The sequence below is a fragment of the Priestia sp. SIMBA_032 genome (genome assembly GCF_046535215.1).
Classification (GTDB): domain Bacteria; phylum Bacillota; class Bacilli; order Bacillales; family Bacillaceae_H; genus Priestia; species Priestia aryabhattai.
The window spans coordinates 52,859-65,148 of the sequence record NZ_JAWRXD010000007.1 but is presented as its reverse complement, the minus strand read 5'-3'; the positions used below and the strand labels follow the sequence as shown (position 1 = coordinate 65,148).

Sequence of the window (12,290 nt, the reverse complement as noted above, 5' to 3'; positions counted from 1 at the left end):
ATATGTGAGGATTTTCTTGTTTATGAAACCTGTGACTCATCTTTCTTATATTCTTTCTCCCAGTAATCTGCATTTTTAATTCCTAGTTTAACAGGATCAAATACAGGATCTATTCCCTGTTTCTTTTGGGCTTCATAGTCTTTTAATGCGACTAATGCAGGCTTTGCTAAAATTAGGATAGCAATTAAATTTAGCCATACCATAATACCAAGTCCAGCATCGCCTAACGCCCAAGCTAATGATGCTTGTTTAACTGACCCGTAGAACGTAGCTCCCAGCAGGACAAGCTTTAATGCAAACATAGCCCACTTTCCATTCTTTCCGCGAGTTAGGTAAGCAATATTTGTTTCAGCAATGTAATAATAAGCCATGATTGTTGTAAACGCGAAGAAGAATAGAGCAACTGCCACGAAGCCAGCTCCAAATCCCGGCAACACTGTTTCAATAGCAGCTTGTGTAAATCCAGGCCCTGCTTCTACACCCGGTAAATTTGAAATAATAAATGAACCTCCCGGTCCTTCCGTGTTGTACATGCCTGTGAATAAAATCATAAATGCTGTTGCTGAACAAACGAATAATGTATCAATATAAACTGAAAAAGCTTGTACAAGGCCTTGTTTCGCCGGATGTGAAACTTCTGCTGCAGCTGCTGCATGAGGGCCTGTTCCTTGTCCTGCTTCGTTTGAATAAATGCCGCGCTTAACTCCCCAAGAAACAGCCAACCCAACAATTCCTCCAAACGCAGAATCTAATGCAAAAGCACTTTTAAAAATAAGAGCGATAACTCCCGGCAGCTCGGAAATGTTCATGGCAATAATAATAAGAGCTAAAATAATATACCCAAGTGCCATAAAAGGTACAACGAATTGGGCTACTCCTGCAATACGCTTAACGCCTCCAAAAATAATAAAAGCAAGAATAATAACTAATCCTACAGCTGTAACCGTTGGACTAACACCAAATGCATTGTCTATGCCAAGCGCGATGGAATTGGACTGAACGCCCGGCATTAAGATACTCATCGCAACAAGTGCTGCAATAGCAAATAAAATGCCATACCATTTCATACCTGTTCCTTTTTCAATGTAGTACGCTGGACCACCTCGATATTGGCCATCTTGCTTAACTTTATAAATTTGAGCAAGTGTTGATTCGATGAATGCACTAGAAGCACCAATAAAAGCAACTGCCCACATCCAAAATACAGCCCCTGGACCTCCAAAAGCGATAGCTGTCGCAACTCCAGCAATATTTCCTGTTCCAACTCGTCCTGACAGTGCTAAAGACAAAGCTTGAAAGGAAGAAACTCCTGCTTCTGAACTTTTACCTTGAAACATCAGCATGATCATGTCTTTTAAGTGTCTCACCTGTAAAAACCTCGTTAAAATTGAGAAAAACAAGCCAATCGCAAGACACCCATAAATAACAGGTGTGCTCCATAACACATTATTCAAACTCGTTACAAATTGCTCCAAACGATAACCCCCTTTTTTTTCATTCAGACTATTTTAAATTATAAGTTAAATTATAAATTTTAACAATAAAACTCTAAATTAAAACTTTATTTTTAGTTAAAATACACAAAAAAGGTTATAAAATCTTCAAAAACATCCAAAGATAAACCGTTTACATTCTATAATTATAGTTTTCAAAAAAGAGATATTTGCACCTTTCTTCTCACGAACACATAGGCTATAGAAGTTATTTTCTATTAGAAGGTGTGAAAACAATGATGAGAATAGAGCCTTTATTTTATCGTTCTTTAGCTCTAGACCTTCTTTATGCGTGTGTTTTAGCTTATAAGCAATATGCACAGGGAGGCACATTTGATGTACCTGAAGGCTACCGGCTTATTAAATCGTTTAAAGCTTCTGCCGTAGGGGTGCAAGAATGGTTTGGTTTTATTTTAGAATCTGATGACTCCATCGTCATTGCCTTTCGCGGAACTCAATCTGAGGCAGATTGGATTGCTGATGCTCGCATTAAGCAGCGCCCTTACCCCTACAATCAACAAGCCGGTCTCGTCCACGAAGGTTTTTTAGCCGTTTACGAATCATGCCGTGATGAAATTTTTGAAACGTATCAGTCCCTTACCCCCAAGCCACTTTATATAACAGGGCATAGCCTAGGTGGCGCACTCGCTGCTCTTCATGCCTTAGATGTTGCCACAAACGCATCCTTTCCGGAAGTTACAATGTACAACTACGGAGCTCCCCGAGTAGGTGATCCTCAATTCGTTCAAACATACACAAATCTTGTTTCAAATAGCCGCTGTTTTGTTAATACGACCGATACGGTTCCTAAAATCCCTCCGAAACGACTTTATTCCCCTTCCACCAAGCAAACGATTTATTACGATCAAGACCCTCTGCAACTCTCATTTACGATTCAAACAGGCTCTACCGTGGGGAATCATAATCCCCAAACATACAGTGTTGGTATTTGGATGATGTCGGACTATCCTATTTTGGTCCAAAAATAAAAAAACAGGCGGAATGCCTGTTTTTTTATGCACCAATTGCTGTTTTAATTTCTTCTATTTGTTCTTGATGACGCTTTTCATGATAGCCAATAAAATCAATCCACTGCTTTAAATCCATTAACCCAAACACAGGATGTGGAAACGATTTTTGCTTTAGCTTGTCTTCACTTGCTGTTTTTTCTAACTCTACTAAAACCGCTCTTGATTCCGCCAGCTTACTCTTCATTTCTTCTAATGTCTGCTTTCCATTTGAAGGCGTAACTTGAGCTGGTGCATCTACTTTTCGCGAACGGTCTACCGCTAAATGAAACGGCTTATCTTCAGTCGGCTGATCTACACCGTTTTCTAACTGATCCTTTACACGTGAAACAATCATGCGCTCCATTAAATATAAATGTTCCAATACTTGCATAACACTCCATGTATTAGATGCTGGCTGCTGATTTAATTGCTCATATGTTAATGATTCTACACTGCTCAATACATCATTTCGAAACTGTTCGTTTTTGTTCATTTTTCATCCTCCTCTAGGATTCCTCTAACTCATCGTATCAAAAAACTCTTCCATATAAAAAAGATATCCCTTTACTTAAGCATGTTTTAGCTGCAATTGTTTCACGTGAAAAAATCACATTTTCTATTTGACATAGATCAACTGAGGTGTTATATTTATATTTCTGGCTTTTCTTTAAGAGCTGGACATAGTGAAAGTAACTTGAAAGGATGTATCGTACAATGCAAGGTAAAAATACTGGCATTCGACACATGTCTTTGAACAAAACTTATTCACACTGGATCGGCTTCGGAGCCGTAAGGATGCAAGAGAGGTAGGGCTTGCGTCGTTTAGGTTAATCGATCATGTGGAAAAACAAACCGCGGCAATGGATGAAATCCATGCAAGCACAATCAATGCTAATTGTGCCCTAACAACAACGTAACATACAAAAACCGTAATCATGGATTTTATAAAGAAAGTAATCATTTTGTTTTTACACTTGCAAAAAGCAAGTTACTGATAAGAAACACGAACAAAAGCGAGCAGATGCATCTGCTCGCTTTTTTAATGATACTTTTTTATTTACTTTATCATTTCTTTTTTTAGCGGATCTTATAAAAAAAGCCAAAACCAATGTGGTTTCGGCTTTTTTCTTATTGTTCTGCTAGTACATCAGCAAATGCTTTCGCATAAGGAGGAAGGTCTGGCGGACGGCGGCTTGAAATGATGTGGCCGTCGGTTACGACTGCTTCATCATGCCAAATAGCTCCCGCGTTTTCCATATCATCTTTGATTCCTGGCGTACTTGTTACGTTTCGACCATCTAAGATTTTTGCAGAAATTAATACCCATCCTGCATGGCAGATTTGGCCGATTGGCTTTTGCTGCTCGTCCATATGACGAACCATTTCAATTACTTCAGGGTAGCGGCGCAGCTTATCCGGCGCCCAGCCTCCAGGTACTAAAATAGCGTCATATTCAGCTGGATCAACATCTTTAAACGCGTAGTCCGATACGGCTGGAACACCGTATTTCCCCATGTACGTTTCGTTTGCTTTTTCTCCAACTAAATGTACTTCTGCTCCTTCTTCTCGAAGACGCATCACTGGATACCATAGTTCTAGATCTTCAAAGTCTGCACTAACAAGCGCAATAACTCTTTTGTTTTCTAAGCGCATCGTAACACCTCCGCCATCAGTATAGCACGCTGAAGAATAAGAATGAAAATAGAGTGATTAATTTGTACATAATTAAAGGATTTTTCAAGTGCTCTTCAGGAATCTTTTGTATGCCAAATGATCTAATTTCATATTTTTACTTGACTGGGGACAAACATCACACTACAATGTGTAGTGTGATGTTCATAATGTTGTAAAATTATCCAAATAAGAAAAAGTTTCTGATTTACTTGCTACATTTCTTTTTTCGGGCTTTCACACTACATAATGTAGTGTTTTTCAAATACATTTAAAGGAGGACGTAAAGTGAATAAAAACGTCGAAATTGGTTCACTTATTATTCGTTTAGTATTAGGTTTTACATTTTTAGTACACGGCTTTCAAAAATGGCAAGGCGGGATTGAAAATACAGTAGGATTCTTCGATAGCTTAGGAATCCCTGGTTTTATGGCCTACATTGTTGCAACGATTGAACTTGTAGGTGGGGTTCTTATTATTCTTGGTCTAGCAACAAGAGTTGTAGCTGCTTTATTTGTGGCCGTTATGCTTGGCGCTATTTTCACAGCCAAGCTTAAAAGCGGATTTGTAGGCGGATTTGAGTTTGATATCGCTTTAATTGCCATGTCTGCTCACTTATTTCTTGCAGGAAGCCAGTTCCTTGCTCTTGATGGAGTGGTATTCAAAAAGAAAGAAACTGCCTTTTCTCTTCAAGAAGAAAGCAGTAAATAAAAAAGAAAGCTTATACTCTCCCAATATAAGCTTTCAGATTAGTCCCCGCCTTTTGAGGCGGGCTTTTTTTATATTTGCAGCAGCAAATTCGCAAATAAAGAAGAACGCTCGGACAACGTATCAATTTGAATATGTTCATACTCCGCATGTATTCCTTTTCCGCATGCTCCTAATCCATCTAATGTAGGAACGCCGATGGCCGCTGTAAAATTGCCGTCGCTTCCCCCGCCAACAGCTGCTTCTTCTAATTTCATTCCCAGTTTGGCTGCGATTGACTGAGCGCATTCAAATAGCTCTTCCGTTTGTTTAGACTTCACCATTGGAGGACGGTTCATGCCTCCCGTTACTTCTAGCTTAACCCCTTTTAAAATGGGTGTTAAATTCAAAATAATACCCGTCATGCGCTCCGCTTCTTCTTCTGTAGAAACACGTAAATCCACGTGCGCTTCTGCATATTCCGGCACTACATTTGTACCGCTGCCTCCGGTAAACGTCCCAACGTTCACCGTTGTACCTTTTTCATAATCAGTTAAGCTCTGCAGAAAAATCACTTGGCGCGCCAGTTCTTCAATCGCATTGATTCCTTCTTTGTGATGATTACCCGCATGTGCTGCTCGTCCCCATACTTTTACGGTGAAGATCCCCGCTCCTTTGCGCGACGTTTTTAACGCACCTGAACCCGCCACCGCCGGTTCCGCTACTAGCACCGCTTCGCTTCTTTGTGCTTCTTCTTCTATATATTTTTTAGAAGAAATTGACCCAATCTCTTCATCCGAATTGCAGAAAAACACAATTTTTTTATCGAGCGCTAAGCCAAGCTCTTGAATCGCTTTGATCGCCCATATAGATTGCACAATGCCGCCTTTCATATCTAAAATTCCCGGACCATACAGCTTGTTTCCCTCTGTTCTTAGACTCAGCCTTCCCTTTTCCCATACCGTGTCAAAGTGACCGATGATTAAAAGCTGCTTCTCTCCTTCTCCAATCGTAAATTTTAAGTGGTTTCCGACTTCTTTTTCTTCTATAATTTCATACCCTACCCCTAAACGCTTTTGAAATAGCTCTGTTAAATACATTCCACACTGATCTACTAAATCTTTACTATAGGACGGTGATTCTTTTTTCACAAATCCCACTAGATCTTCGAGCATCTCTTGTTCGTGTTCTTTTAAATAACTAAATACACTTTGTTCTACCATTACCTGACTCAAATCAATTCCTCCTCTAGAAAACCCCTGCTGCTTGCATCAAATGCTTTTATTTATTGTACGTATAACTATGTTCTACGTTTCACATAACGATCTTAAATTATCCTTAATTATAATGGTTTTCAGACAATTTTCCATCCTTTAAATACAGATAATACTTTAACTTATTCATAACCGACCGAAAATAGCCATAAACTTCAACAAATTCATACAAAAAAGCTTCAATCTTCAACAGATTAAAGCTTTCGTTTGACTAATTGACATTTATTTTAATATTCTTCCCTTTCGACTTCACACTCACAAAAACAAACATAGACACTAAAAAAATAAATAGAATAACACCAACCATTTCAAAGTTTACTTCGGCCCATGGGTTAAAGAAAGTGAATGCTAAATAGAATGACACACCATACGCGAGAACAACAATAACCCAGCCCATCAAGCGGGAAGCAGATTGCCCAAACTTACTCGATTCATTCACCATTTTATGTACAATCAGTGAATCGATTGTATCTGTCAGCATCATACCAAACATAAATACTAGTCCTAATAAAAGCGGCGTATACTTGCCTGCGTTTCCTACAGCTAGAGACCACACGGCCGTTTGACTGACTGTTTCGGCTGCTAAAGCGAACAACGCTCCTACAAGAATAATTAAAAAAGGATTCGTTGTTCCTTTTGCTATTTTCGGAATAAACTTCCCTTTTAACCCGCTCAGCTGAAACTCTTCCTCTTTATTTTTAGTTCGAAGCAAATGATATGTGTTTAATGTTCCAATCAGAAAGAGAGAGAGAATAGATACCCAAGATGCAAAATGATCGAAATATGATGGAAACGTAAAATTCTTCATCACCACGCCCAGCACCCCGGCCGTGACGGCCACCATTCCTCCGTGACCTAGTGAAAACAGCGTGCCGACCCACGGGGCAAAACGGCTCCCCATTCGCCAATTATATCGGGTCTGGCCATCAATAAAAGCTAAGTGATCTGCATCCAATCCGTGCCTGATTCCTAATAAAAAGACAAGTAAAAAAACTGATAAACCTTCCATTTCCTACACTCCTTTTTTTAAAATAAAACGTAAAAAAGCCTCAATTCTATAGAAATTGAGGATGTGTCGGCATATGAAAATAAACAGCAATTGCTCACTGCGTACCTTGATACACCGCCTCTTTCCTAGAAGAGTCAAGTGTACAGAATAGGTAGGTCTCCTGGCTTGAGATCATCATTTTCTACCGCCTTCCCCATTTTGAGTGACGATAAGATAGAAAACTCCCTGCTTACAGTGGCTGGACCGCTCGAGATTTGCACTCGATTCCCTGTTACCTCTTACGCTATGTAAGAGCACCTAAACTGTGCGAATGATTCATTTTCTTCCTCATTATACTAGTACCGCTTACAAATGAATAGAGAAAATTCAAATAAAAAAGCCCTGCTAAGCTTTACATGCTTAGCAGGGCTTTTTAAAGCAATTAAACTACTTCTACCGTTACGTCTACGTTGCCGCTGATTGCTTTTGAATACGGGCAGTATGAATGGGCTAGGTCTATATATTTTTTAGCTGTTTCTAAATCTAAGCCTTCGATATGAGCTTCAAGCGCTACTCCAATTTTTACTCCTTGATCAGCTTTATCAGGAAGCAGCTGAACAGTAGCTTTCACTTCACTGCTTTTGATTTCTACGTTATGTTTTTTCAACATAAATTCTAACGCGCTGTTGAAACAAGCACTGTATCCAGCTGCAAATAGCTGCTCTGGGTTTGTTGCTGTTGTTGCTTCTCCACCAAGCGCTGGCGGTGTTGCCACGTCTAAGTTAAAGATGTTATCTAAAGAGTGAACTTCTCCTGTTCTTCCACCTGTGTTAACAACTGTTGTTTCATATAAAGCTTTCATGTATAAATCTCTCCTCTTTTTTAGTAATTGTATTAAAAGTTTTTAATTTATCGTTTCTGTAATTTAATTGTACACAATTTAATTTTAAAAAACAAGTATTAAATACATTAAAAATTTCCCAATAAAAAAAGCCGCATATGTGCGACTTTTTCTTAATAATATTGAGACTGCCTGTCATAAGCTGATTTTCGAAAAATAGACAAATTGGTAATAGCTCTCATGATTTTCGTATTAAAAATAACATAATGAATAAACAGCGCCAGCACGCATCCTAAAATAGCTCCTGTTAACACATCGAATGGATAGTGAACGCCAACCCATACGCGTGAAAATGCAATAAGTGCACCCATGAAAACCCACATGCGTCCTGAACGTTTGAAATGCAGCCAAATGGTAAAAGTGATAACTAATGCAGATGTAGCATGATCGCTTGGAAATGAAGAATTCGCGGCGTGATCAATGAGCTGATTCACGTGGTGAGAGATAAACGGACGATCTCGATAAGCAAATAAACTAATCACTTTATTGATAATGACTCCTGTGGCACAAGCACATAAAGCTTGAAATGCTACAACACGGCTGCCGTTTTTATTAATGAGTAAAAACAAGCCGAGTAAAACGATAAGTACATACTGGGCGTAATCTGCAAAGAATACCATTAGCGAATCTACAAACTTCACATGCGAGGCATACTGATTCACCGCATGGAAAATGGTATAGTCTACTGAATTAATAGCTGATAACATAATCGAAATCCTTTCTTATTTTTAAATGTCATTAGCTATCTTATCAGTTTCTTGCGAAAATGAACATTATTTCTCGGGCTATTATTGATATATTTAGTAAATAACCATTGATTTCCTTATCATTTATACACCCCCAATCTCTCCGTGCTATAATGTACGCAACTATACATAGACACAAGGGGGAATTTTTTTGAGTAAAGGCAGAATTTTAATTGTAGAAGATGAGCGCAAAATTGCTCGTTTGATTCAGCTCGAGCTTGAACACGAAGGGTACGAAACGGGCATGGCTTACACGGGATCAGAAGGATTGGCAGAGTTTCAAGAACACGATTGGGATTTGCTGCTTTTAGATGTGATGCTTCCTGAACTGAGCGGACTCGAAGTACTTCGTCGCATTCGAGCAAATGATGATCAAACGCCCGTTATTTTATTAACAGCTCGAGACGCCCTTCCTGATAAGGTAAGCGGACTAGATTTAGGAGCGAACGACTACATTACAAAGCCTTTTCAAATTGAAGAGCTTTTTGCACGCATTCGCGTATGGCTTCGCCATCCTGCATCAGCATCGTCTGCTGAACAAGAAACGGCCACTCTCCAACTAGCCAATTTAGTCGTTAACGAAAAAACGCGAGAAGTTACACGTGAAAATGAAGCTATTGAGCTGACTCCTAAAGAATATGATTTGCTTGTCTATATGCTTCAAAACAAAAATCAAGTGCTGAGCTTTGAACAGCTTCTTACAAACGTATGGGGATTCGATTACTACGGAGACACGAATATTGTATACGTATACATTCGGTATTTGCGCAAAAAAATTGATGCTCCATTTTCAATACCCTACATTCAAACAGTGCGCGGCGTTGGCTATATGCTTAAGGAGTAGCTCATGAAACTGCAAACAAAGATTATCCTTACATCAACTGCGCTGCTTTTTATTCTGCTAGTGATTGCAAACAGTTCGGTTTACTTTATTTTCAAGAAAACCATGGAAGACAATGCAATTGAACGTTTGCAAGCAGAAACAAGCAACGTAACAAATGGGCTAAAGCAAACGAGTGCGACGGTTAAACAAGCCAATTTGCTTCGTGCCTATTTGCCTCCTAACGGAATGATTCGTATTTTACCTAAATCCGGCAGTCCTTTAGTTGTATCCGTTACGGATCAAACGAAAGAGCTTCAGGACTTACCTTATTCCTATTATTCAAATGAACAAACAACTATCAAAGAAGACGACGGTCATCTATACGCAATTTCACATACTCCCGTCATTTGGACGAACGGTGAAGTCGTTTCTTTGGAAGTCACGGAAAAACTGGCAGATGTGGAACAATCTCTGCAGACATTAAAATTTATCTTGCTCATTGCCTCTCTTGTTATATTAATTCCAACTATATTTGCTGGACGGCTTTTAAGTAAAATTATTTTGCGGCCTATCAAATCTCTTATTCATACTATGGAAGAAATTCAAGTGTCTCGCACATTCAAAAAAATTGACCTCTCTTCTCCTTCTAAAGATGAGTTAGATCAAATGGCCAATACCTTCAATAATATGATGGATTTATTAGAGGAAAACTATAAAAAGCAAGAGCAGTTTGTATCGGATGCTTCTCATGAATTAAAAACACCCCTTACCGTGGTAGAAAGCTATGCCAATATGCTAAAACGCTGGGGAATGAAGCGGCCAGACATTTTAGAAGAAGCCATCGAAGCCATTCACTCGGAGTCTTTGCGGATGAAACAGCTTACGTCTCAAATGTTGGTACTCGCGAAAGATGAATCTCAGTGGGAGCTTCACATGGAACACGTAGATGCGGCCGCTATATGTACACAAACAATCAAGCATCTAGAACAAGCCTTTGAACGAACCATTTATTTAAGCGTAAAAACTGATCATCCAATTGTAACAGCCGATGAAAAACGGTTAAAGCAGCTGCTATACATCCTGTTAGATAATGCCATTAAATATAGTGAAAAAGCGGTAGAAGTAACTATAGCAAGAAACGAAAGCTTTATGATTAAGGTCACAGATCAAGGAATTGGTATTCCAAAAGAAGACTTATCAAACGTGTACGAACGCTTTTTTCGCGTAGATAAAGCAAGAAATCGAGAAACCGGTGGTTCAGGACTCGGATTATCCATTGCTCGAAAGATTGTAGAAGCCCATAGCGGAAGTATTGAGATTAGCAGCGATGAAGGAAAAGGGACATCCGTAACGGTTTGCTTTCCTCTTAAAAATCTCACCGTTTCTTAGAGATTTTTAAGAATTGCCTGCTATACTACTTTTTAAGATACTGGAGGTGAATGTATGAAGAAAACGGTGCTTTTTATACTTATCTTTCTTGCCGTTGGTTCAGCTTGCTTTTACGGAATCGCAAAAGCAATGAATCGATCTGATACTATTTTATCCGAATCTGACGTCAGCAGTATGATTCAGCAAAAATACGGCGGCACGATTGAAAATGCAAACTTTTCTCAAAAAGATGATGAACCGATTTATCGAATCACTTTGCTTAAAGATGATATTCCATACCACATCACAGTAAATGGAGAAAATGGAGAAGTCCAGTCATTAATCAAACAAAAAGTAGAGAAACCAACGTCTACTCAAACTAAAAATGATACAGAAGAAGAGCAAAAAAAGAGCGAGCAGCCACCAGTTTCTCCTACATCCGACGAGCCTCTCATTTCAATGGAACAAGCAAGAGATATTGCTTTACAAAAAGTAAAAGGAACGTTTTCCTCAGTTGAAATAGAAGAGGAAGAAGGCCAGACCTTCTACGAAGTCGAAATTGATCAGTCCAAAACAAGAGAAGCTAAAGTGATGATAAATGCTTACTCTGGGCATGTAGATTCCATAACCTATGAAAATGACGACGATTAAAAGTACAGCGGAAAGCTGTGCTTTTTTATACACCTTTATTTATTTCTAAGAAAATTTTAAACTTCTTCTTCTTTTCCTTTAAAGTTCATTGGCTAAGATAGTCTTAACAACAAACCAAGGAGGCCGTAACATATGAAAGTTATTACAACCGTTTTAGCCAGTGCAGTATTAGTCGGTGGATTAGGTGCAAGTGCATATGCCATGACAGATCAGCCCAAAAGCAATGACAAGAAGCAAACCACAACGATTGAAGAAGCAAAGGCAAAAGACATTGCTCTTCAAAAAACAGAAGGCGGTGACATTACAAATATCCAATTAGCCGTAGATGACGGCGTTAAACAATATGAAGTAGACATCACAAAAGGTAATAAAGAATACGATGTAGATATTGACAGCAGCAGCGGTAAAATCATTGAATTTGATGAAGAGCAAAAAGACGATGAAGATGAGAGAGAAGAGAATCTCCAAAACGCTTCCCCTGCTATTTCATTAGATCAAGCAATCAAAACAGCTTTAAAGAGTGCTAAAGGAACCGTCAATGAAACGGATTTAGACCAAGAAAACGACCGTTTAGTATATGAAATTGAAATTGACACAGCCGATAAACGTGAGGCAACTGTTTCAGTAGATGCCAAAAACGGTGACGTAATCAGTGTAGAAATAGATGATTAATAGAAA

Annotated in this window: 13 protein-coding genes and 1 riboswitch; of the genes, 6 read left to right on the top strand and 7 right to left on the bottom strand. The window is 38.9% G+C overall.

The window, feature by feature from the left end; genetic code table 11:
• Window positions 1-20 precede the first annotated feature (20 nt).
• Window positions 21-1,475, bottom strand: coding sequence for an alanine/glycine:cation symporter family protein (locus SB717_RS21225; RefSeq protein ID WP_025752843.1), 1,455 nt, complete (start codon window positions 1,473-1,475; stop codon window positions 21-23).
• Window positions 1,476-1,729: 254 nt separating this feature from the next.
• Here SB717_RS21225 and SB717_RS21220 point away from each other — a divergent pair, with 254 nt between their 5' ends.
• Window positions 1,730-2,482: a lipase family protein gene (locus SB717_RS21220; RefSeq protein WP_035335829.1), complete on the top strand. Its 753-nt coding sequence runs from the start codon at window positions 1,730-1,732 to the stop codon at window positions 2,480-2,482.
• A gap of 25 nt (window positions 2,483-2,507) precedes the next feature.
• Here SB717_RS21220 and SB717_RS21215 read toward each other — a convergent pair whose 3' ends face one another.
• Window positions 2,508-2,996 (bottom strand): DinB family protein, encoded by a 489-nt coding sequence (locus SB717_RS21215; RefSeq protein WP_410904624.1) that lies wholly within the window; start codon window positions 2,994-2,996, stop codon window positions 2,508-2,510.
• Between the two features lie 635 nt (window positions 2,997-3,631).
• Window positions 3,632-4,156: a type 1 glutamine amidotransferase domain-containing protein gene (locus SB717_RS21210; RefSeq protein ID WP_410904623.1), complete on the bottom strand. Its 525-nt coding sequence runs from the start codon at window positions 4,154-4,156 to the stop codon at window positions 3,632-3,634.
• A gap of 306 nt (window positions 4,157-4,462) precedes the next feature.
• On the opposite strand from SB717_RS21210, the gene SB717_RS21205 reads away from it, so the two are divergent.
• Window positions 4,463-4,885, top strand: a complete 423-nt coding sequence (locus tag SB717_RS21205) for a DoxX family protein (protein ID WP_045292014.1) — start codon at window positions 4,463-4,465, stop codon at window positions 4,883-4,885.
• A 68-nt stretch (window positions 4,886-4,953) separates the two neighbouring features.
• On the opposite strand, the gene SB717_RS21200 is transcribed toward SB717_RS21205, so the two are convergent.
• The 4 genes from SB717_RS21200 to SB717_RS21185 form a co-directional block, all read right to left on the bottom strand.
• Window positions 4,954-6,084, bottom strand: coding sequence for a M20 family metallopeptidase (locus tag SB717_RS21200; RefSeq protein WP_074682705.1), 1,131 nt, complete (start codon window positions 6,082-6,084; stop codon window positions 4,954-4,956).
• 262 nt (window positions 6,085-6,346) lie between these two features.
• On the bottom strand, window positions 6,347-7,144 hold the full coding sequence (locus tag SB717_RS21195) for a HoxN/HupN/NixA family nickel/cobalt transporter (protein ID WP_098622146.1): 798 nt from the start codon (window positions 7,142-7,144) through the stop codon (window positions 6,347-6,349).
• A 133-nt stretch (window positions 7,145-7,277) separates the two neighbouring features.
• Window positions 7,278-7,460, bottom strand: a riboswitch (cobalamin riboswitch).
• A gap of 105 nt (window positions 7,461-7,565) precedes the next feature.
• The gene (locus SB717_RS21190) at window positions 7,566-7,985 is read right to left on the bottom strand and encodes an organic hydroperoxide resistance protein (RefSeq protein WP_410904622.1); all 420 of its coding nucleotides are present in this window, start codon (window positions 7,983-7,985) and stop codon (window positions 7,566-7,568) included.
• 152 nt (window positions 7,986-8,137) lie between these two features.
• The gene (locus SB717_RS21185; RefSeq protein ID WP_074682597.1) at window positions 8,138-8,731 is read right to left on the bottom strand and encodes an undecaprenyl-diphosphatase; all 594 of its coding nucleotides are present in this window, start codon (window positions 8,729-8,731) and stop codon (window positions 8,138-8,140) included.
• Window positions 8,732-8,921: 190 nt separating this feature from the next.
• On the opposite strand from SB717_RS21185, the gene SB717_RS21180 reads away from it, so the two are divergent.
• From SB717_RS21180 to SB717_RS21165, 4 genes are all read left to right on the top strand, one after another.
• On the top strand, window positions 8,922-9,614 hold the full coding sequence (locus SB717_RS21180) for a response regulator transcription factor (protein ID WP_410904621.1): 693 nt from the start codon (window positions 8,922-8,924) through the stop codon (window positions 9,612-9,614).
• Window positions 9,615-9,617: 3 nt separating this feature from the next.
• Complete coding sequence (locus SB717_RS21175; RefSeq protein ID WP_410904620.1) at window positions 9,618-10,982, top strand: HAMP domain-containing sensor histidine kinase; 1,365 nt, start codon at window positions 9,618-9,620, stop codon at window positions 10,980-10,982.
• Window positions 10,983-11,036: 54 nt separating this feature from the next.
• Complete coding sequence (locus SB717_RS21170) at window positions 11,037-11,612, top strand: PepSY domain-containing protein (protein WP_410904619.1); 576 nt, start codon at window positions 11,037-11,039, stop codon at window positions 11,610-11,612.
• A 132-nt stretch (window positions 11,613-11,744) separates the two neighbouring features.
• Entirely contained in the window at window positions 11,745-12,284 is a 540-nt protein-coding gene (locus SB717_RS21165; protein WP_410904618.1) for a PepSY domain-containing protein, read from the top strand.
• Window positions 12,285-12,290 lie beyond the last annotated feature (6 nt).

Bases quoted from the DNA above. Each gene is read 5' to 3' on its own strand.
- SB717_RS21220 (WP_035335829.1), top strand. From the start codon at position 1,730: ATGATGAGAATAGAGCCTTTATTTTATCGTTCTTTAGCTCTAGACCTT.
- SB717_RS21215 (WP_410904624.1), bottom strand. From the start codon at position 2,996: ATGAACAAAAACGAACAGTTTCGAAATGATGTATTGAGCAGTGTAGAA.
- SB717_RS21210 (WP_410904623.1), bottom strand. From the start codon at position 4,156: ATGCGCTTAGAAAACAAAAGAGTTATTGCGCTTGTTAGTGCAGACTTT.
- SB717_RS21200 (WP_074682705.1), bottom strand. From the start codon at position 6,084: ATGGTAGAACAAAGTGTATTTAGTTATTTAAAAGAACACGAACAAGAG.
- SB717_RS21195 (WP_098622146.1), bottom strand. From the start codon at position 7,144: ATGGAAGGTTTATCAGTTTTTTTACTTGTCTTTTTATTAGGAATCAGG.
- SB717_RS21190 (WP_410904622.1), bottom strand. From the start codon at position 7,985: ATGAAAGCTTTATATGAAACAACAGTTGTTAACACAGGTGGAAGAACA.
- SB717_RS21185 (WP_074682597.1), bottom strand. From the start codon at position 8,731: ATGTTATCAGCTATTAATTCAGTAGACTATACCATTTTCCATGCGGTG.
- SB717_RS21175 (WP_410904620.1), top strand. From the start codon at position 9,618: ATGAAACTGCAAACAAAGATTATCCTTACATCAACTGCGCTGCTTTTT.
- SB717_RS21170 (WP_410904619.1), top strand. From the start codon at position 11,037: ATGAAGAAAACGGTGCTTTTTATACTTATCTTTCTTGCCGTTGGTTCA.
- SB717_RS21165 (WP_410904618.1), top strand. From the start codon at position 11,745: ATGAAAGTTATTACAACCGTTTTAGCCAGTGCAGTATTAGTCGGTGGA.